The organism is Variovorax sp. PBL-H6, from assembly GCF_901827155.1.
Taxonomy (GTDB): Bacteria; Pseudomonadota; Gammaproteobacteria; order Burkholderiales; family Burkholderiaceae_C; genus Variovorax.
Window position 1 is genome coordinate 3,210,965 of the sequence record NZ_LR594659.1, and the last position, 18,676, is coordinate 3,229,640.

General features: G+C 68.2%; 17 protein-coding genes and 1 tRNA gene. 8 read left to right on the top strand and 10 right to left on the bottom strand.

The window, feature by feature from the left end; genetic code table 11:
• Positions 1 to 22: 22 nt before the first annotated feature.
• The 3 genes from G3W89_RS15055 to G3W89_RS15065 all read right to left on the bottom strand — a co-directional run bounded on the left by G3W89_RS15055 (position 23) and on the right by G3W89_RS15065 (position 4,580).
• Positions 23 to 109, bottom strand: a tRNA-Leu gene (locus tag G3W89_RS15055).
• A gap of 111 nt (positions 110 to 220) precedes the next feature.
• Positions 221 to 3,400, bottom strand: coding sequence for an efflux RND transporter permease subunit (locus tag G3W89_RS15060; RefSeq protein ID WP_162574942.1), 3,180 nt, complete (start codon positions 3,398 to 3,400; stop codon positions 221 to 223).
• 10 nt (positions 3,401 to 3,410) lie between these two features.
• Positions 3,411 to 4,580 carry an efflux RND transporter periplasmic adaptor subunit gene (locus tag G3W89_RS15065; RefSeq protein ID WP_162574943.1) on the bottom strand — a complete coding sequence of 390 codons (1,170 nt, stop codon included), beginning with the start codon at positions 4,578 to 4,580 and terminating at the stop codon, positions 3,411 to 3,413.
• Positions 4,581 to 4,682: 102 nt separating this feature from the next.
• Between G3W89_RS15065 and hpnC the strand changes: the two genes are divergently transcribed.
• The 3 genes from hpnC to hpnE are packed head-to-tail and all read left to right on the top strand — an operon-like array spanning position 4,683 to position 7,698.
• Complete coding sequence (gene hpnC, locus G3W89_RS15070) at positions 4,683 to 5,588, top strand: squalene synthase HpnC (protein WP_162577490.1); 906 nt, start codon at positions 4,683 to 4,685, stop codon at positions 5,586 to 5,588.
• Positions 5,585 to 6,424: a presqualene diphosphate synthase HpnD gene (hpnD, locus tag G3W89_RS15075; RefSeq protein WP_162574944.1), complete on the top strand. Its 840-nt coding sequence runs from the start codon at positions 5,585 to 5,587 to the stop codon at positions 6,422 to 6,424. The genes hpnC and hpnD overlap by 4 nt, the downstream gene beginning before the upstream one ends.
• Positions 6,421 to 7,698, top strand: coding sequence for a hydroxysqualene dehydroxylase HpnE (gene hpnE, locus G3W89_RS15080; RefSeq protein ID WP_162574945.1), 1,278 nt, complete (start codon positions 6,421 to 6,423; stop codon positions 7,696 to 7,698). The genes hpnD and hpnE overlap by 4 nt, the downstream gene beginning before the upstream one ends.
• On the opposite strand, the gene G3W89_RS15085 is transcribed toward hpnE, so the two are convergent.
• Together G3W89_RS15085 and G3W89_RS15090 are read right to left on the bottom strand one after the other, a co-directional pair.
• Entirely contained in the window at positions 7,632 to 9,044 is a 1,413-nt protein-coding gene (locus tag G3W89_RS15085) for a sigma-54 dependent transcriptional regulator (RefSeq protein WP_232076550.1), read from the bottom strand. The two genes, hpnE and G3W89_RS15085, sit on opposite strands and share 67 nt — an antisense overlap.
• A gap of 8 nt (positions 9,045 to 9,052) precedes the next feature.
• Positions 9,053 to 10,321, bottom strand: coding sequence for a transporter (locus G3W89_RS15090; RefSeq protein WP_232076552.1), 1,269 nt, complete (start codon positions 10,319 to 10,321; stop codon positions 9,053 to 9,055).
• Between the two features lie 616 nt (positions 10,322 to 10,937).
• On the opposite strand from G3W89_RS15090, the gene G3W89_RS15095 reads away from it, so the two are divergent.
• The 4 genes from G3W89_RS15095 (at position 10,938) to G3W89_RS15110 (ending at position 13,805) form a co-directional block, all read left to right on the top strand.
• Positions 10,938 to 12,194 carry a hypothetical protein gene (locus tag G3W89_RS15095; protein ID WP_162574947.1) on the top strand — a complete coding sequence of 419 codons (1,257 nt, stop codon included), beginning with the start codon at positions 10,938 to 10,940 and terminating at the stop codon, positions 12,192 to 12,194.
• An 84-nt stretch (positions 12,195 to 12,278) separates the two neighbouring features.
• Positions 12,279 to 12,626, top strand: coding sequence for a hypothetical protein (locus G3W89_RS15100; protein ID WP_162572180.1), 348 nt, complete (start codon positions 12,279 to 12,281; stop codon positions 12,624 to 12,626).
• Positions 12,627 to 12,636: 10 nt separating this feature from the next.
• Positions 12,637 to 13,317 (top strand): C39 family peptidase, encoded by a 681-nt coding sequence (locus G3W89_RS15105; protein ID WP_162574948.1) that lies wholly within the window; start codon positions 12,637 to 12,639, stop codon positions 13,315 to 13,317.
• Positions 13,317 to 13,805 carry a hypothetical protein gene (locus G3W89_RS15110; RefSeq protein ID WP_162574949.1) on the top strand — a complete coding sequence of 163 codons (489 nt, stop codon included), beginning with the start codon at positions 13,317 to 13,319 and terminating at the stop codon, positions 13,803 to 13,805. Before G3W89_RS15105 ends, G3W89_RS15110 begins: the two co-directional genes overlap by 1 nt.
• Positions 13,806 to 13,812: 7 nt before the next feature.
• On the opposite strand, the gene G3W89_RS15115 is transcribed toward G3W89_RS15110, so the two are convergent.
• Together G3W89_RS15115 and G3W89_RS15120 are read right to left on the bottom strand one after the other, a co-directional pair.
• Positions 13,813 to 14,274 carry an SH3 domain-containing protein gene (locus G3W89_RS15115; protein WP_162574950.1) on the bottom strand — a complete coding sequence of 154 codons (462 nt, stop codon included), beginning with the start codon at positions 14,272 to 14,274 and terminating at the stop codon, positions 13,813 to 13,815.
• 120 nt (positions 14,275 to 14,394) lie between these two features.
• Positions 14,395 to 15,120, bottom strand: a complete 726-nt coding sequence (locus G3W89_RS15120) for an HAD family hydrolase (protein ID WP_162574951.1) — start codon at positions 15,118 to 15,120, stop codon at positions 14,395 to 14,397.
• Between the two features lie 15 nt (positions 15,121 to 15,135).
• Between G3W89_RS15120 and hemH the strand changes: the two genes are divergently transcribed.
• Positions 15,136 to 16,161 (top strand): ferrochelatase, encoded by a 1,026-nt coding sequence (gene hemH / locus G3W89_RS15125; RefSeq protein WP_162574952.1) that lies wholly within the window; start codon positions 15,136 to 15,138, stop codon positions 16,159 to 16,161.
• Between the two features lie 13 nt (positions 16,162 to 16,174).
• Here the strand turns inward: hemH and G3W89_RS15130 are convergent, their stop codons facing one another.
• From G3W89_RS15130 to G3W89_RS15140, 3 genes are read right to left on the bottom strand one after another with little or no spacing between them, the layout of a single operon-like run.
• Positions 16,175 to 16,681, bottom strand: a complete 507-nt coding sequence (locus G3W89_RS15130) for a DUF1993 domain-containing protein (protein ID WP_162574953.1) — start codon at positions 16,679 to 16,681, stop codon at positions 16,175 to 16,177.
• 46 nt (positions 16,682 to 16,727) lie between these two features.
• Positions 16,728 to 17,603 carry an alpha/beta fold hydrolase gene (locus tag G3W89_RS15135; protein ID WP_162574954.1) on the bottom strand — a complete coding sequence of 292 codons (876 nt, stop codon included), beginning with the start codon at positions 17,601 to 17,603 and terminating at the stop codon, positions 16,728 to 16,730.
• Positions 17,600 to 18,664 carry a branched-chain amino acid ABC transporter permease gene (locus G3W89_RS15140; protein WP_162574955.1) on the bottom strand — a complete coding sequence of 355 codons (1,065 nt, stop codon included), beginning with the start codon at positions 18,662 to 18,664 and terminating at the stop codon, positions 17,600 to 17,602. Before G3W89_RS15140 ends, G3W89_RS15135 begins: the two co-directional genes overlap by 4 nt.
• Between the last annotated feature and the right edge of the window lie 12 nt (positions 18,665 to 18,676).

Genomic DNA, 18,676 nt, shown 5'->3' on the forward strand with positions numbered 1-18,676 from the left:
CTTCCTTGAGAGGGTCTTGTTCTGGTGCGCGGGGCCGGACTCGAACCGGCACGTTCTTGCGAACGTCAGGACCTAAACCTGGTGCGTCTACCAATTTCGCCACCCGCGCGGTTCCAGTTTTTCAGGTGATGAATACGGAAGGCGGCCCGGAGGCCGCCTGCGCATTCGAGAAGCAGCCGGCCGTAAAGGCCGACCGCCTGAAATCGGTCAACCGCGTATTTTAAGCGCGAACCAAGGCCTCTTCGGCCTCCTTGGCCGGGTTGTGCTCGTCCCGCCGGACGCGGAACCAGGCGGCGTACATCGCCGGCAGGGCCAACAGTGTCAGGACCGTGGCAACGATGAGGCCGCCCATGATCGAGATCGCCATCGGGCCCCAGAACACGCTGCGCGACAGCGGAATCATCGCAAGCACCGCCGCCGCCGCGGTCAGCACGATCGGCCGCAGCCGGCGCACCGCCGATTCGACGATGGCGTCCCAGGTCGGCACGCCAGCAGCGCGATCGTGCTCGATCTGGTCGATCAGGATCACCGCGTTGCGCTGGATCATGCCCATCAGCGCGATCACGCCCAGCAGCGCCACGAAGCCGAAGGGTCGGTTCGACACCAGCAGCGCGCCGGCAACACCGGCGATGCCCAGCGGCCCGGTGAGAAAGACCAGCATCGAGCGGCTGAAGCTGTGCAGTTGCAGCATCAGCAGCGTGAAGACCAGGAACAGCATGATCGGCACGCCGGCCACGATCGACGACGAGCCCTTGCTGCTCTCCTCGACCGCGCCAGCCACCTCGATGCGGTAGGCGCCCTGCCCTTCGGCATGCCACTTGGCCTCCAGCTTGCGCAGCTCCGGCAGCAGCTGCTCGGTGACGGTCGCGCCTTGCAGGCCCTCGACGATGTCCCCCTGCACTGTGATGGCGTAGTCGCGGTTCTCGCGCCACATCACGCCAGGCTCCCAGGAGAACACCGGCCGGGCGATCTGCGTCAGCGGAATGGAGCGGCCCGAACTGGTCGGCAGGTAGGCGTTGCCGATGTCCGAGATCGCCTCGCGTTCGTCGGGCTGCTGGCGCAGAACGATGTCGATCAGCAGGTCGTTCTCGCGGTACTGGCCGATCGTGGTGCCGCTGAACATGGTGCGCGACGCCTGCGCGATGGCCTGGCTGGTGACGCCGAGGGCACGCGCCTTGTCCTGGTCGACCTCGAGCCGGATGACCTTGACCGACTCGTTCCAGTTGTCGTTCACGCCGCGCATGTTGGCGTTGTCGCGCATGATGGCCTTGACCTCGTCGGCATGCACGCGCAGCTGTTGCGGCTCGGTGCCGATCACGCGGAACTGCACCGGATACGCCACCGGCGGGCCGTTGGGCAGAAGCTTGACGCGCCCCCGAACCTCCGGGAACTCCTGGGCCAGCAGCGCCGGCAGCTTGAGCCGCAGCGACTCGCGATATTTGAGGTCCTGGGCCAGCACGATCAACTGCGAGACATTGGTCTGCGGGAACACCTGGTCCAGCGGCAGGTAGAAGCGCGGCACGCCGGAGCCGACCCAGGTGCTGACCGTGGTAATGCCCTTCTCATTCAGCAGCCGCTGCTCGACGCGCTTCGTCACCTCCTCGTTGGCCGCGAAGGAGGTGCCTTCGGGGAACCACAGCTCGACCATGATTTCGGGCCTGCTGGAATCGGGAAAGAATTGCTGCTGCACCTTGCCCATGCCGACGATGCCCAGGGCGAAGGTCAGCAGCGTCGCGCCGATGGTGAGCCAACGGTGCTGCACACACCAGTTCACCGCGCTCCGGAAGGCGTTGTAGAACGCCGAGTCGAACAGCTCGTGCGGCGGCTCCTCCGGGTCATGCGGCTTCACCTTGAGCAGCAGGGTGCCGAGGTAAGGCACGAAGTACACCGACACCAGCCAGCTCAGCACCAGCGCGATCACGGTCACCGCGAAGATCGCGAACGTGTACTCGCCGGTCACCGACTTGGCAATGCCGATCGGCAGGAAGCCCGCGGCGGTGATCAGCGTTCCGGTGAGCATCGGCTTGGCGGTGACGTCGTAGGCGAAGGTGGCGGCGCGCACCTTGTCGTAGCCCTCCTCCATCTTCCGCACCATCATCTCGACGGCAATGATCGCGTCGTCCACCAGCAAGCCGAGCGCGATGATCAGCGAGCCCAGCGATATCTTGTGCAGCCCGATGCCGAAATAGTTCATCGCCAGGAAGGTCACGGCGAGCACCAGCGGGATGGTGATCGCCACCACCAGCCCGGGGCGGATGTCGACGTAGTACCCGAAGCGCCCGCCCTTGTGCAGCCCCAGCGCGATGAAGCTCACCGCCAGCACGATCGCCACTGCCTCGATCAGCACGCGCACGAACTCGTTGACCGATGTCGAAACCGACACCGGCTGGTCCTGCACCTGCGCCAGCTTCACGCCCGCGGGCAAGCGCTTGTCAATGTCGGCGGTGGCGGCGCGCAACGATTTGCCCAGCTCGATGATGTCGCCGCCCTTCGCCATGGATATGCCCAGCGCGATCACCTCCTGGCCCTGGTGCCGCACCTTGACCTGCGGCGGATCGACATACGCGCGCCGTATCTCGGCGATGTCGCCCAAGCGGATCTGGCTGCCGGAGCTGCCGCGGATCGGCATCGCGCGCAGCTGCTCCACGCTCGTGAACTGGCCGGCCACCCGGACCTGAAGCACGTCCTGGGGCGCCTGGATCGTGCCGGCGCTCTCGACGGCGTTCTGCTGCCCCAGCTGCGAGAGCACCGCGTTGAAGTCCAGCCCCAACTGCGCCAGTCGCTTCTGGGAGACTTCGACGAAGACCTTCTCGTCCTGAACGCCGAACTCCTCGACCTTGGCCACGTCCTTGACGCGCAGCAGCTGCTGGCGCACGTCATCCGCGAAGGTCTTGAGCTCGGCATAGCTGAAGCCGTCGCTCTCGAGCGCGTAGATCACGCCATAGACATCGCCGAACTCGTCGTTGAAGAAGGGCCCCTGTATACCGGCCGGCAGCGTGCCGCGAATGTCGCCGATCTTCTTGCGCACCGTGTACCAGACGTTGGCGACGTCGCCCGGCTTCGACGAGTCCTTGATCTGGAAGATGATCTGCGACTCCCCGGGCTTCGAGTAGCTCCGGATCTTGTCGGCATAGGGCGCCTCTTGCAGCGTGCGCTCGAGCTTGTCGGTCACCTGCTCGGCCACTTGCTGCGCCGTCGCACCCGGCCAATAGGTGCGCACCACCATCGCACGGAAAGTGAAGGGCGGGTCCTCGTCCTGGCCGAGCTGGAAGTAGGCCGCGAAGCCCAGCAACATCAGCACCAGCATCAGGTAGCGGGTCAGCGCCGGATGGTCCAGCGCCCATTTCGAAAGGTTGAAGCCGGCCTTGCGGGCACCGGGAACGGTGGTCTCGGATGTCATCCCAACGTCCTCAGCGGCTGGAGGAAACCGGGGTCACGTGCCCCGGCGCATTCACGGCCTCCTGCGTTGCCCCGGCGGGCTGCGCTGTCTTCTCGCGATAGATCGACACCTTCTGTCCCGGCGACAGCACGTGCACGCCGGCCACGACCACCAGTGTTCCCGGAGCGAGGCCGCTGCCGATCACCGCCTCGTTGCCATCCGCAGTCGCTACCTGCACGGGCTGCGAGCGCACCGTCATGGTTGACTTGTCGAGGACCCAGACCGCGCTGCCCTTGCCTTCCTGGCGCAAGGCGCTGGTCGGCAGCTTCAGCACCGGCGTGCCGCTGCGCGACAGGGCCTGCGGCCGGGCATAGACGGTGGCACCCAGTGCCGGCGCCGTGGCGGCGTCGATGGCCACCTTGATGGTGAAGGTGCGAGTCACCGCGTCGGCGCTGGCCGCCACCTCGCGCACCTTTCCTTGCAGCTCCTGGCCGCCTGACCAGCCGCGCACGGCCACTGGCGAGCCCGGCGTGACCAGGGCGGCACGGTCTTCCGGCACCGAGAACACCACGTCGCGTGCGCCATCCTGCGCGATCCGCACGACGGGCGCACCGGCTGTCACCACCTGCCCGGGCTCGGCCTCGATCGCTGTGATGATGCCCGGCACATCGGCGACCAGGGTGGTGTACTGCGCCTGGTTACCCTGCGAGGCCATCTGTGCCTGCGCCTGCTCGAGCTGCGCCTGCGCGGCCTTGAAGGTGCTCTCGCGCCGCTCCAGCTCGGCTGCGCTGATGAAGTTCTGCTCGCGCAGCCCGCGATAGCGCTTGAGATCGGCTTGCGCCAGGTCGCGGTTGGTGAGAGCGGCGGCTTGCTGGGCCCGCGCTGCTTCGGCCGCCAGCCGGTAGTCCTGCGGATCGAGCTGCGCCAGCACCTGGCCGGCCTTCACATGCTCGCCGAGCTCGGCCTGGCGGCGAGTGATCTTGCCGGCCACACGGAAGCCCATTCGCGATTCGACACGGGCGCGCACCTCGGCGGAGAACTCGGGCTCGGTGTCGTAGGCACTGGCACCCACCGCCATCACCTTGACCGCGCGCAGCGGCTCCTCGGCGGGTTGAGGACGCGAACAGCCCGCGAGCGCCAGGGAAGCGACAAGCAGGAGGCCGGCACGACGGGAGACGGCGGAAGCGGATGACGCGGTCATGGGAACACCCTTGGCAGAAGATCGGGGTCATTAATGACCGGCCGGTTAGTAATCTAGGGTAAACGAGAACCGGTGTCAACGACAATCCGGCGCGTGCCTTCCATGCCCTACCCCGCCGTCGCCGCGGCACCCGCCCACTACGAGAATTTCCCGGTCGCTTCCTGGCTGTGCCCACCGCGATTGCGGCCACCCATCGCGGCGATCTACGCCTTTGCCCGCACGGCCGATGACATCGCCGACGAGGGCGAGGCCGCTGCGGCAGAGCGGCTGGGCGACCTGCGCGCCTATCGCGCCCAACTCGCGGCCGCAGCGAGCGGTGCAGCTCTGTCGGCGAGATGGCCGGAGGTTTTCGGCCCTCTGGCGCAGGCCATCCGCGACTTCGCGCTGCCCGAGTCCCTGCTCGCCGATCTGCTCTCTGCGTTCATCCAGGACATCGAGAAGACCCGCGACCAGGCAGGCTATGCAGATCGCAATGAGCTGCTCGACTACTGCCGCCGCTCGGCCAACCCGATCGGCCGGCTGCTGCTGCATCTCTACGGCGTGGACGATGCCCGCGCGCTTGCCGAGAGCGACGCCATTTGCAGCGCCCTGCAGTTGATCAACTTCTGGCAGGACCTGAGCGTCGATCTGCCGCGGGGCCGCTATTACCTGCCCGCCGCCGAGCTCGCGTCGCATGGCCTCACGTTCGAGGACTGCCGGGCCTTCCGGCCTTTGGCACCGCCCGCGCCGCCGCCTTCCGCCATCGCGCTGGTCGCGGCCCAGGTGGCCTGGGCCCGCGCGCTGATGAACGAGGGCGCTCCCCTGGTGCATCGATTGCCGGGCCGTGCCGGCTGGGAACTGCGCTTCGTCGTACACGGCGGTCTGCGCATCCTCGACAAGATCGAGGCCCTGGGCTTCGATACCTGGTCGCAGCGTCCGACCCTTGGCAAGGCGGATGCACCGCTTCTCGCCTGGCGCGTGCTGCGGATGCGGAGACAATCGCCCGCGATGACGAGTTTTCCACGATGACGCCCGAGCAGTACGTCCAGGACAAGGCTGCCGCTTCGGGCAGCAGCTTCTACTACGCGTTCCTGTTCCTTCCCAAGCCGCGGCGTGCCACCATCACCGCCTTCTACGCCTTCTGCCGTGAGGTCGACGACGTGGTCGACGAGGTCAGCGACCCCGCCGTCGCGGCCACCAAGCTGGCCTGGTGGCGCAAGGAGGTCGCGCAGGCTTTCGATGGCCATCCACAGCATCCGGTCATGCAGGCGCTGATGCCGCACGCCAGCGCCTACGGCATCGAGGCGCGTCACCTCCAGGAGGTGATCGATGGCTGCCAGATGGACCTGGACCAGACCCGCTACCTGGACTTCGCGGCGCTGAAGCGCTACTGCCACCTCGTGGCTGGCGTAGTCGGCGAAGCAGCGGCGCGCATCTTCGGCCAGACCGATGCGCAGACCACGGCCTATGCCCACAAGCTCGGGCTCGCGCTGCAGCTCACCAACATCATTCGCGACGTCGGCGAAGACGCGCTGCGCGGACGCATCTACCTGCCTGTCAACGAGCTGCAGCAGTTCGACGTCAAGGCGCACGAGGTGCTCAATCGCCTCCATTCGGAGCGCTTCGTCGCCCTGATGAAGTTCCAGGCGGAGCGCGCCCATGCGGCCTACGAGGAGGCCCTCGCCTTGCTGCCCGCTGCCGACCGGCGCGCGCAGAAGCCGGGCCTGATGATGGCCAGCATTTACCGCACGCTGCTGCGCGAGATCGAGCGTGATGACTTCAAGGTGCTGAACCAGCGCGTGAGCCTGACCCCGCTGCGAAAGCTCTGGCTCGCCTGGCGCGTACAAGCCCTCGGCAGGCTGTGAGGAAGAGCATCGCCGTCGTCGGCGCGGGCTGGGCCGGCCTGGCCTGCGCCATCGAGGCCACGCGCGGCGGCCTTGCGGTGACCCTGTTCGAGGCCGCGCGCACCCTCGGCGGCCGCGCACGCGCCCTGCCCGCGCAGATGCCGGACGGCAAGCCAGTCATTCTTGACAACGGCCAGCACATCCTCATCGGCGCCTACAGCGCGACCCTCGGCCTGATGCGAGAGCTGGGCATCGATCCCGAGACGGTGCTGAAGCGAATGCCGCTGCGGCTGCGTTTCGCCGACGGCGGCGGCCTTGCCGTGCCGCCCGGCTGGCCGCCGCCGCTGGACCTGCTGGCTGGCATCCTCGGCGCGCGCGGCTGGTCGTGGCACGACAAGGCCGCGCTGATGCGCCGCGCGCTCGCCTGGCGCGCGGCCGGCTTTCTCTGCGATCCGCGGACCTCGGTCGGCCAGCTGTGCGCCGGCCTGACGCCGCGCGTGCAGCGCGAGCTGATCGAGCCGCTGTGCATCTCGGCGCTCAACACGCCCCTCGAGCGCGCCAGCGGCCAGGTCTTCCTGCGCGTGCTGCACGATGCCCTGTTCACCGAACGCGGGGGCGCCGACTTGCTGCTGCCCCGCGTCGACCTGGGCACGCTTCTGCCCGACGCCGCGGCGCACTGGCTGGCCCAGCGCGGGGCGCGGCTGCACGCCGGCACGCGCGTGCAAGCCATCGGCCACGACGCGACGGGGTGGCAGGTCGACGGCGAGCGCTTCGACGGCGTGGTGCTCGCCTGCCCCCCTTGGGAGGCTGCCCGCCTTGCCGAAAGCGCCGGCCTGCTCGAGGCCGCCGGTTGGTCGCGATTGGCCCAGGCGCTGGAGCACGAAGCCATCGCCACCGTCTATGCCACCGGCGGTGCAGCACTGCCTGCGCCGCTGCTCGCACTGCGATCGTCTGCCGGCGCACCCGCGCAGTTCGTCTTCGACCGCGGCCAACTCGGTGGTCCGCAGGGCCTGCTGGCCTTCGTGGTCAGCGCCAGTCGCGAGGAGCGCGAACCGCTGCAGCAACGGGTCCTCGCGCAGGCCCGCGAGCAACTCGGGCTCGCCGATCTGCGGCCACTGCTGTCGGTGGTCGAGAAGCGCGCCACCTTCGCCTGCACGCCGGGGCTCCAGCGCCCGCCCGCCCGCATCGCGGCGGGCCTCCTGGCCTGCGGCGACTATGTCGAGGGCCCCTACCCGGCAACGATCGAAGGCGCAGTGCGCAGCGGCAGGGCCGCCGCCGCCTTCGGCCCCGCATAAGAGGCCTGCGGTGCGGCCAGCGCGATGCTGTGCTTGTCCATCAGGCGATACAGGGTCATGCGCGAAACGCCGAGCTCGCGCGCCGCGCGCGTGACGTTGCGTCCGACGCGCGTCAGGGTCAGGCAGATGACGTCGCGCTCGGCCAGCGTGCGGGCCATATCCAGCTCCAAACATGCCGGGCTCTCCACCTCGGCCAGCCCGAGGTCGGCCGGGCCGATCAGCCGCAGCTCGCTCATCACCACCGCCCGCTGCACGCGGTTGTAGAGCTCGCGCACATTGCCGGGCCAGCTGTGCGCCATCATGGCCGACAGCGCCTGCCGGCTGAAGCCCTGCACGCGCGTCTTGCCGGTGGCCGCGCAGCACCGGAAGAAGTGCTCCGCGAGCATCGGCACGTCCTCCATGCGGCGCCGCAGCGGCGTCAACTCGAGGGACAGCACGTTGAGCCGATAGAACAGGTCATCCCGAAACCGGCCCACCGCCACGGCCTCCGCCAGGTCCACGTGCGAAGCCGCGACCACCCGCACGTCCACGCGCAGGCTGCGCACGCCGCCCACACGGCTGATGGTCTTCTCCTGCAGGAAGCGCAGCAGGTTGGTCTGAAGCTCCAGCGGCAAGTCGCCGATCTCGTCGAGGAAGATGGTGCCGCCATTGGCCGCCTCGATCAGGCCGCGGCGCTCCGACGAAGCGCCCGTAAAGGCGCCGCGCTCGTGGCCGAACAGCTCCGACTGGATCAGCGAGGGCGATATGGCGCCGCAGTTGACCGCGACGAAAGGCCCTGCCGAGCGCAGCGAGCATTGATGAATGGCGCGCGCCGCGAGCTCCTTGCCGCTGCCGCTCTCGCCGCCGATCAGAACCGGCGCGTCGGTGGCGGCCACGCGGTGGATCTGTTTGCGCAGGCGCGTGATGGTGGGGCCCTGTCCCACCATGCCCAGCGTATCGGCCGCATGCATCTGGATCTCGTGCCGCCGCCGCAGCAGCGCGCGGCGGGCGGCATGCTCAAGCATCACCATCAATTCGCGAGGGTCCAGCGGCAGCGGGGCATGGTCGAAGAAGCAGCCGAGCACCAGGTCGCGAAACCCTGGAGACTCCAGCGCGGATGGCTCGCACACGGCCATCCACTCCGTGCCCTTCGAGGCATTGACGCAGGCCTCGATCGCCGCCTCCGGCACCGGCAGCGAATCGCGGATGGTCAGCAGGGCGACCGGAAAGCGCCGATGCGCCTGAAGCCGGCTCGCAGCTGCCAAGTCTGGTGCCTGCGCGATTTCCCAGCCGCCGGCAATCAGCGACTCGCGCAGTTCGGGTGATTCGCCGCCGAGTGCGACATACAGGAGAGTGAGGTGCTGCACGGCGCGTCCTAGAACGACATCGGCAGCCGCACGGTCAGGCTGAGGTCGGGCGTGTCGCGCGTCAACCCGGCCCCCACCGTGACGTTCAGCGAAGTCTTTTCGCTGAGACGGTAGGCGTAGCCCAGCTGGAGGGACGCGAGCTGCGTGCGGACCGAGGTCACGACAGGCAAGCCGTTCTGCGTGGTCTTGCCAATGGAGTTCAGGTCCACGCCGACGCTGAAGGAGGAACGCTCGTTGAGCGCCAGCCCCATGCCGAAGTTGGCGCCGAAGACGTTGCCCGGCTTTACGTTGCCGATGGACTCGCGCTCGCCATTGAGCACCAGGCGGCTGAGGTTGTCGCGGCCGGCGTTGTAGGTGTAGCTGAAGCTGCCGAAGAACACCGCAGGGTCGGAAGGCAGCAGCCAGGTCAGCCCCGCCTGCAGCGAATAGAACCCGGAGCCGGTCGGCAGCTCCAGCGGCAGGCCGGTGCCGGTGGTGTTCCCGATGCAGCGCGTGACGCAGTCGGTGACCACCTCGAAGGGATCCTTGCCCGTGCGGGTCTTGAATCGCAGCGACCCGATCATGTAAGGCCAGTTGCCCTTGCCCTCGTTGAGCTGGTAGCGGGCCGCCAGCTCGACATCGCCGATCGAGTTGCCGCGTGTGTCGAACACGCGCTCGTTGGCCGAGCCGGTGAAGATCTCGCGGCTGATGGTCGAGTCGGAGCGGTAGACGTACGGAACCTTGGCCTCGAGCTCGAGCCGGTTGGAAACGCCCCATCGGCCGGTCGCCGCTGCCGTCAGCGTATTGCGCTTGACTTCGCGCACGTCGACCAGCCCGATCAGCAAGGCGGGGATCACGGTGTAGCCCACCAGCGCGACCCGGTTGTTCGACGAGTACGCGTATTGCAGCGATGGCTCGAAGATGAACTTGCCGCGCGGCGTCAGGATGCCAGGCTGGTCGAACAGCGGCGCGACGTCGGGAATGGCCGGCCCTTCGGTACTCGGGGCCACGCCGACGCGCACCGGCCGGGTTCCGGGGTCGGGCGCCTGGGCCGTGGCCGCTGGAGCGGTCGGCAGTGGCACCTCGGTACGCGGCGGCTGCGTGCTGCGCGCCTCTTGCGTCTGCAAACGCTCCTGCAGCTCGCGGTAGCGGGCCTCTTGTTCCTGCGCCTGTTGGCGCAGCGACTCGAGCTGCCGGCCCTGAGCCTGGACTTGCTGCTGCAGGGCCTCGATGCGCTTGCCGGTGCTCGGCGTTCGGCCGGCCGCCTCGCGTTGCGCCTGCGCGACTGCGCCGGACATGAGCATTGAAGAACAAGCAATGAACGTCAGCGTCCTGCCCGCACGGTTCGTCTGCATGGTGACCCTCCCATTGTTACTGTTCCCCCTGGGTGTGTCGCAACGCAGCGTAAACGTACATTTCAAATGGCTGCAAGATGCAAGTTGAAAACAAAGGTAATGCAGCGGCTCCGGGATCAGAGAGGGTGTCTCAGATCTGGTGCACTCCGCACTCGCGAAGCCGGACCGGCAGGAAACGCGTGGCCACCGGATCGAGCCTCGCTTTGCAGGGAGCGCACCCGAATGGCGGGGAGCGACCGCCTCCATCGGGCTGTCACAGCGACGAGACGGCCGAAGGGCATAGCGCGATCGGCGGCCCTCCCGTACTGCCGAGTCAAATTAGCAACACTGCCTCACGCGTCGCCGGGACTACCGTCTAAGCGCCGTGACAGATCGTGGCCTTTCATCGCTCATTGCACCTTTGGCGCCGAGCGCCGGATCGCCGTCGCGCCCACGCGCTCACTCGGAAGAAGCAAGTCCACAACACGGCGCAAGCCGGTTGGCACCGAAGTTGCACGGTCCCTGCCGATTGCGGCGACGCAATTCACCTGAGCTTTGTCCATCAACAGTTGGAGACCTTATGAAGAAGACGATCCTGGCTTCGGCCCTGACAGTTGCGTTCGGGTTCAGCGGTACGGCGCTCGCCAACGACTCGGACCGACTCTCGCTTCAATTGACCGGCGAGGGCGACAACACGAGCACTGCCACAAGTACCAGCACGAGCACCAGCACACGAACGAGCACGCGGACCGACAGCAGCACCAACAAGGACTCGGGTGACGCTTATGCCAACGCCACGCGCTCGGCGGCGCTCAACAACGGCTCCACCGGCACCTTCAGCAACGCCTTCAACGTGACGAAGGCCACGGCAAGCAGCAACCTCAGCGGCGCGGTGACCGGCAACAGCATCTACGGCATCGGCAACCAGGCCCTCAACGTCGGCTCGGCTGCAGGCGGCACCGGCAAGGGCGGGTACGGCGGCGTAGGCCGCGGCGGCACAGCCAATGGAAGCGGCCAGGGCGGCAACGGCGCGGTCGGCAACGGCGCGGTCGGGGCTGCGGGCGGCACCGCGTCCAACGGCGCGATCAATCATGGCAGTGCGACCAATGGGAATGCCCGCGCGGGCAACGGCGGCTGGGGCGACGGCGGCGGCGCCAACGGCCTGAATGCCAGCGGCTTCGTGCGCGCGAACGGCGCCAGCGGTGGCGACGGTGCCGCGGATGCCGCGGCGGCAGGAGGCAGGGGCGGCTCCGGCGGCTCGTCCGGCAATGCGAATGCCAGAGGCGGATCGAGCGGCCGTGCGGGCGGTGGCGGCGGAACCAGCGGCACGGCCGATGCAACCGGCGGCACGACGGGCGCAGGCGGCGCGGGCGGTGCAGGCAATGCGGCTTCGTCGGCGTCGGCCGGCGCGGGCGGCGCAGGCGGTGCGGGCGGCACGGCGACCAGCACCAACAGCGGCAGCCGCACGGCGGGCGCCGGCACCGGCGGCGCCGGTGGCGCGGCGACCAACGGCAGCGCCACCAACGGCAGCGCCAGCAACGGCAACAACACCGCGGGCAGCGGCGGCTCGGGCGGCAGCGGCACGGGTGGTGCAGGCGGCGCTGGCAGCGGCGGCACGAACACAGCGGCGGGCGGCACCGGCGGCGTGGGTGAAGGCGGCACGGGCGGCGCGGGCGGGACCAACACGGTCAACGCCGGCACCTTCAACATGTCGAACACCATGACCAGCGTCGGGCAGTCGGCGGCCGGCATCATGATCGCGAACCAGAACAGCGGCCTCTCGTCGCTGGTCCAGCAGAGCGTGAATGTGCAGGCCAACCTGTCCGTGGGACGTTAGGGGAGAGAGCGGAGGACTTCCGCGCGGCCCGCAGCGAACCTGCGGCCGCGCGGACGTTTGCCCCTGGTCCACCGGAGAGACATCATGAGACCCATCGCACTCTCCCGATCCGCCGGCGCGATCCTGCTGGCCTTCGTGCTCGCGGCTGCCGCTGCGGCGCAGCCATCGGTGGCGCCGAAGGAGACGGGTGCGCCCTGGAAGCCGGTGGACGCCAAGGCGCTCGACAAGTACCGAGGCGGGCAGGCGGTCAGCAACGAAATGGAACTGACCGGCGTCACGGCCGGCAACGCGGCGCACAACGTCGCGACCGGCAACAACGCCATCAGCTCGGGCTCCTTCGCCAACATGAACGGCCTGCCGGTGGTGATCCAGAACACCGGCGCCAATGTGCTGATCCAGAACGCGGTCATCCTGCACCTGCAGATGAACTGAGGAAGCGGCGATGCGCAGCCAACTGCTCGCCCTCGCCCTTCTCGCCGCTGCCGGCCCGGCCGCGGCACAGCTCGCACACCTGCCGGCGATGGGCTCGGGCGACGTCATCATGCCGGTCACCAGCATGCGCCAGGCGCGGCTGGCCAGCACGCTGCTCCAGAAGTACGACTTCTCTTGCGGATCAGCCGCGCTTGCGACCCTGCTTACCCATCACTACGGCTACCCGGTTACGGAGCAGGTGGTGTTCGAACAGATGTACATGCGCGGCGACCGGCAGAAGATCCATCGCGAAGGCTTCTCGCTGCTCGACATGAAGAACTTCCTGGCCGGGCGCGGCTTTCAAGCCGATGGGTTCGAGCAGCCGCTCGACAAGCTCAACGAGGCGCGCGTTCCCGCGATCGTGCTGATCAACGAGAACGGCTACCACCATTTCGTCGTCGTCAAGGGCGTGCAGCGCGACCGGGTGCTGATCGGCGACCCGGCCCAGGGCACGCGCGCGATGCGACGCGAAGCCTTCGAGGCGATCTGGAAGAACGGCCTGCTGTTCGTCATCCACAACCGGATGGAAATGGCGCGCTTCAACCTCGCGGCTGACTGGCGCGTCGCGCCGCGCGCGCCGCTGGGCAACGGCGTCAATCGCGATGGCATGGCGGGCATCGCCCTGCCCAAGCTGGGACCGGGGGAATTCTGATGCCGACCGCCGCGTCTCTGCTGCTGTGCACCCTGCTCGGCACGGCCGCAGCCCTGCCGGCGCGGGCCGACGCTGTGTGGATGGCGGTGAGCAACCGGACCCTGGACAAGCAGCGAGGCGGTTTCGAGGTCGGCGCCGGACTGCTGGTCAGCTTCGGCATCACGCGCGCCGTCTATGTCAATGGCGACCTGGTGACCCAGACCTCGCTCAACTTCGGCCGCGTCGCCGACCTCACGCCGGCTCAGGCGACGCAGCTCGCGCGGCAGATGACGGCGCTCAACCTGGTCCAGGTCGGGCCGCGCAACAGCGTCGCGCCGGACGTGCTGGCCAACGGCACGGGCACCATCATCCAGAACACGCTGAACAACCAGCGCATCGTGAACCAGACCGTGATCAACGCCCGCAGCAACGCGGCGGGCATGATCAAGAGCCTCAACACCCAGCACACATTGAGCGATGCACTGAACCGCTCGGCGGCGGGGCGCTAGCCTCCTGCTACCAGCCCCAGAGCAGCCGCCGCGCGATCCAGCCCGTGGTGCCGCGGGCAAGGCGCACCTTGACCCACTCGCCACGGCGCTGCAACGTGCGCAGTACGTCGCCATAACGCGCTTTGCCAATGATGCGACCTCGCGTGCTCGGCGTACCGCGCAAGTTTGCGACGCTCGCCGTCACGATGTGGTGGGGCGTTCGTTTCGTGCGGGAGCTCAGTACCCACGCCCGATCGTTCTCGAAGTCGCGAACCCGCAGCCAGGCACCTCTGCGGCCAATGACTTCGAGCGGATAGCCGCGACTCACGATCCAGGCCGCTTCGTAGCGCCTGCCGGGAGCGCTGCGCAGGTTCACTTCGTCGCGCGCTGCGCTGACCATCTCGCGAGCCTGCGCCGCCAGCGGCAAGGCAAGCGACAGGAGTGCGAGGAAGGCAAGAAGGAGTGCGGGCAGGCGACGGGTGTCGATCATTCGGTGGAGTCCTTTTCCGGAGGTGTAGAGAAGAAAGATGCAGACAGGCCGCATCGCGCGGCCAGCCTCTTCAGGGCGTCGTCACCCGCGAAAGTTCCGGCGGATGACTGCGGGAAATCCTCAATCCGCGCCCAGCGCCCTGCACAGCGCATGCAGGTCGGGCACGATCAGATGCGGCCGCGCGCCGTGTTCCCAGGGCCGCTCCTCGCGCACCAGCCAGGCGGCCTGCATGCCCGCGCCGAGGGCGCCTACCACGTCCAGGGCGGCATCGTCGCCCACATGCAGCACGTGCTCCGCAGGCAACCCGATCGAAGCCGCAGCGGCGCGGAAGATGGCCGGGTGCGGCTTGCCGCTGCCGAACTCGCGTGCACTGAAGGCAGCGCGAAACCAGGGCCCGACACCGGTCAGATGAACATCGGCATTCCCGTTGGAAATCGCCACCAGCGGGTAGCGTTCGCTGAGCCACTCGAGCGCGGGCAAGGCGTCGTCGTAGAGCGTCACGCGCTGGCGCTCGGCGAAGAAAAGGTCGAAGGCCGGGTCAGCGAGCGCCGGGTCCTCGTGCGCGCGCTTCAGCGCAGTGCGGATGGATTCGCGGCGCAGCGCGCTCAGGTCATGCGCCAGGTCGGAGCGCTCCTTCTCGGTGGCCTCGCGCAGCTCGCGCAGCACGCCGGGCGTGATGAGCAGGTTCGCAGTCTTGGGCGCCTCGCGCAGCAGCCATTCGTGCAGTGCGCGCTCGGCGCGCTCGATGGTGGGCCAGATGGGCCAGAGCGTGTCGTCGAGGTCGAGCGAGATTGCGGCAATGCGCTTCACGTCGAGCGCCTGGGGATGGGGAGTCGCAAGGGCCATGGCCGAGAATAGCGCATGCCTTTTCGCCCCGAAGCTCACGCCGCCACAGACCGGGAGCGTACCGCCGTGCTCTGGTGCAACCTCGGCTCGCCCGACGAACCCACCGCCCGCGCGGTTCGTCCCTACCTGGCCGACTTCCTCGGAGACCCCCGCGTCGTCGAGATTCCGAAGGCGCTGTGGGCGCCGATCCTCTACGGCATCATCCTGCGCACTCGGCCGGCAAAATCGGCGGTCAAGTACGCAAGTGTCTGGATGCCCGAGGGCGCGCCGCTGAAGGTCTGGACACAGAAGCAGGCGAAGCTGCTGGCCGGCTGGCTCGGCGAGCGCGGGCACCGCGTGACAGTGCGCGAAGCCATGCGATATGGCCAGCCATCGATCCCGTCGCAGCTCGACGCCCTCCAGTCCGAAGGCGCCACGCGGGTGCTGGTGCTGCAGGCCTACCCCCAGTATTCGGCCACCACCACCGCCAGCGTGATCGATGCGGTCAACGCCTGGAGCGCGCGCGTGCGCCGTGTGCCGGAGTTCCGCTTCGTCAACGACTATCACGGCGAACCGCTCTACATCGAGGCACTGGCCCGCAGCGTGGAGGACCACTGGAAGCACCATGGCCGGCCCGACCGGCTGCTGATGAGCTTTCATGGCATCCCGGAGCGCAACATCCGCCTCGGCGACCCGTACCAGGCGCAATGCCTCACGACAGCGAACCTCCTTGCCGAGCGCCTGGAGCTCGCCGACTCGCAGTACCGCGTCACCTTCCAGTCACGCTTCGGCCGTGCCAAATGGCTGGAGCCCTACACCGAGCCCACGCTGCGCGAGCTGGGCGCAACAGGCGTCGCGCGCGTCGACGTGCTGTGCCCGGGCTTCCCCGCCGACTGCCTGGAGACGCTGGAAGAGATCGCGATGGAGGGCCGCGACGCCTTCCTGCAGGCGGGCGGCAAGGAGTTCCACTACATCCCCTGCCTCAACGACCGCGGCGACTGGATCACGGCGCTGGCCGCAATTGCCGAGCGGCATCTGAGCGGGTGGCCGACGCGGGCTTGAAGCTCCTTGGCTCTCAGAACCGCCCGAGGTAGTCCATCTTTCCGAGCGGCACGCCGCTGTGCCGCAGCACGTCGTAGGCGGTGGTCACGTGGAAGAAGAAGTTGGGCAGCGCGAACTGCAGCAGGTAGCGCTGCGCGGTGAAGTTCAACTCGTTGCCGCGCGCCTTCATCGTGACGGGGCGGTCTTCGAAGCCGTCGACCACCGCGCGGTCCACACTTTGCAGATAGTCCACGGTCTTGGCCACGCGAGCCTGCAGTTCCGCATAGGTGGTTTCTGTATCAGGAAAGCTCGGCGCCGTGAGGCCGGCGATCCGGGCAACGCCCAGCTTCGAAGCATCGCTCGCGCTCTGGACCTGGCCCACCAGCGTGAACATGTCGGGTGCAAGCCGTGCGTTCACCAGCACCGACGGGTCGATGCCTGAAGCCTGCGCATGCGCGAGGCCCTTGTCCAGCAGATGTGAAAGCTGGCCGAGTCCGCGGAGGAAGACCGGGACCGAGATGTCGTAGAACGAGAGCGCCATCGATGACTCCGAGTTGATTCAGGTCCGATTGTGGCGAGCTTGTGCACTAGATGCCGGCAGCGCGCACAAAGGCCTCGATCGGCTCCAGATGAGAAGGCACGTTGAGCGCCGGCGCATGGCCGCAGCCCGGCACCTCGATGACCTGCAGGCGCCCCGCCGCGCCGGGGCCGCGGCGCTGCATCTCGACCAGCGTGTCGGGCAGCACCAGGTCGGAATCCACGCCGCGCAGGCACAGCAGCGGCACCTCGATCGCATCGTAGTGCGGCCACAGCACGTAGTCCTCCGGGTGCACGACGAACTGCCGCACCATGGCCGGATCGTAGTGCGGCGTCACGCGGCCATCGGGCAAGCGCCGCGTGGAGGTCTCCGTGAGCCGCCGCCATTGCGCATCGCTGAGCCAGCCGTAGGGCTTGTACACGGTGCGGAAGAAGGCTTCGAGCTCGGCCACCGTGTCGAAGGCGGGCGGCTGACCGGCATAGGAGCGGATGCGCTCGATGGCCGCATCCGCAATCTGAGGCGCGTTGTCGTTGAGCACGAGGCTGGCGATGCGCGCCTTCATGCGAGGCTCGACCAGGCCGCCCGCGCACACCATGCCGATGGCGCCGCCCATCGAGGTGCCGACCCAGTGCACCCGCTCGAGCGCCAGCGCATCGCACAGGCCGGCCGCGAGGCGTGCGTAGAAGGCCAGTTGGTATTCGTCGTCGGGCGCCGGGCTCCACTGGCTGAGCCCGCGTCCGATCGTGTCCGGGCAGATCACTCGAAAGCCGCGCTCGGAGAAATGCCCGGCCAGCTCGTCCATGTCGCGGCAGGTGCGCGCCAGGCCATGCCAGGCGACCACCACGGGACCGCCCTGCCCGCCCCAGTCCATCCAGTGGATCTCGCGGCCGGCAATCTGCAGGTAGTTCGATGTCGGTGCGTTCATCGCTGGGCCCTTGCTCGAAGACGGCCGACGATGCCGGTCGGGAAGTAGTAGACGGAGAGCACGAAAAGAAGGCCCAGCCACAGCAGCCAGCGGTCCGGAGACAGCAGCGCGGCCAGCCAGGAGATCCCGCTCACCGCCTCGCTGCCGAGGCGCAGCAGGTCCTGCAGATAGCTCTGCGCCACCACGAAGAGCGCGGCGCCGATGGCCGCGCCGTACACGGTGCCCATGCCGCCGATCACCACGATCAGCAGCACGTCGATCATGATCTCGAAGGACAGCGAGGTGTCCGGACCGTTGTAGCGCAGCCAGATCGCCAGCATCGCGCCAGCCAGCGTGGCAAACAGCGCCGACAGCACCGAGGCGGTGGTGCGGTAGACCACCACCCGGTAGCCGATGGCCTCGGCCCGGAACTCGTTCTCGCGGATGGCCTGCAGCACGCGGCCGAAAGGCGAGTTGACGATGCGCAGCAAGGCCAGAACCAGCATCACCGCGGCGACGAAGAGCAGGTAGTAGCACAGCAAGCGACCATCGAGCGACACGCCGAGGAAAGGCTCCTGCGCAAACTCGAAGGACGGCGAGATCAGCTCCGGCAGCTTGAAGGTCAACCCGTCCTCGCCACCGGTGAAGTCCGACAGCTGCGAGGCGAGCGTCTGGAAGGCCGAGGCCACCGCCAGCGTGATCATCGCGAAGAAGATGGCCCGCACGCGCAGCGAGAACAGGCCGATGGCGAGCGACAGCAGCAGCGACACGACGAGCGCCGCACCCAGCCCCAGCAGCAACGCGCCCCAGCCCGGACCGAGCCGCGTCGCGGAGATCGCGATGCCATAGGCGCCGATGCCGAAGAACATGGTGTGGGCAAAGCTGACGATGCCGGTGTAGCCCAGCAGCAGATCGAAGCTTGCGACCAGCACGATGAACACCAGCACCTTGGCCGCCACGCTCAGCGCCTTGACGCCGGGGAAGATAAAGGGCGCGAAGGCCAGCCCGATCAGAAGCAGCACGAGCAGCACGGCCAGGACGCGGCTGCGCGGGAGGTCGTTGGAAAGAAGGCGATTCAGCATCGTGTCGCCCTC

Bases quoted from the DNA above. Each gene is read 5' to 3' on its own strand.
- hpnC (WP_162577490.1), top strand. From the start codon at position 4,683: ATGCCCTACCCCGCCGTCGCCGCGGCACCCGCCCACTACGAGAATTTC.
- G3W89_RS15115 (WP_162574950.1), bottom strand. From the start codon at position 14,274: ATGATCGACACCCGTCGCCTGCCCGCACTCCTTCTTGCCTTCCTCGCA.
- hemH (WP_162574952.1), top strand. From the start codon at position 15,136: ATGCCTTTTCGCCCCGAAGCTCACGCCGCCACAGACCGGGAGCGTACC.
- G3W89_RS15095 (WP_162574947.1), top strand. From the start codon at position 10,938: ATGAAGAAGACGATCCTGGCTTCGGCCCTGACAGTTGCGTTCGGGTTC.
- G3W89_RS15140 (WP_162574955.1), bottom strand. From the start codon at position 18,664: ATGCTGAATCGCCTTCTTTCCAACGACCTCCCGCGCAGCCGCGTCCTG.
- G3W89_RS15105 (WP_162574948.1), top strand. From the start codon at position 12,637: ATGCGCAGCCAACTGCTCGCCCTCGCCCTTCTCGCCGCTGCCGGCCCG.
- G3W89_RS15090 (WP_232076552.1), bottom strand. From the start codon at position 10,321: ATGTCCGGCGCAGTCGCGCAGGCGCAACGCGAGGCGGCCGGCCGAACG.
- G3W89_RS15130 (WP_162574953.1), bottom strand. From the start codon at position 16,681: ATGGCGCTCTCGTTCTACGACATCTCGGTCCCGGTCTTCCTCCGCGGA.
- G3W89_RS15120 (WP_162574951.1), bottom strand. From the start codon at position 15,120: ATGGCCCTTGCGACTCCCCATCCCCAGGCGCTCGACGTGAAGCGCATT.
- G3W89_RS15060 (WP_162574942.1), bottom strand. From the start codon at position 3,400: ATGACATCCGAGACCACCGTTCCCGGTGCCCGCAAGGCCGGCTTCAAC.
- G3W89_RS15110 (WP_162574949.1), top strand. From the start codon at position 13,317: ATGCCGACCGCCGCGTCTCTGCTGCTGTGCACCCTGCTCGGCACGGCC.
- G3W89_RS15100 (WP_162572180.1), top strand. From the start codon at position 12,279: ATGAGACCCATCGCACTCTCCCGATCCGCCGGCGCGATCCTGCTGGCC.
- G3W89_RS15065 (WP_162574943.1), bottom strand. From the start codon at position 4,580: ATGACCGCGTCATCCGCTTCCGCCGTCTCCCGTCGTGCCGGCCTCCTG.
- hpnD (WP_162574944.1), top strand. From the start codon at position 5,585: ATGACGCCCGAGCAGTACGTCCAGGACAAGGCTGCCGCTTCGGGCAGC.
- G3W89_RS15135 (WP_162574954.1), bottom strand. From the start codon at position 17,603: ATGAACGCACCGACATCGAACTACCTGCAGATTGCCGGCCGCGAGATC.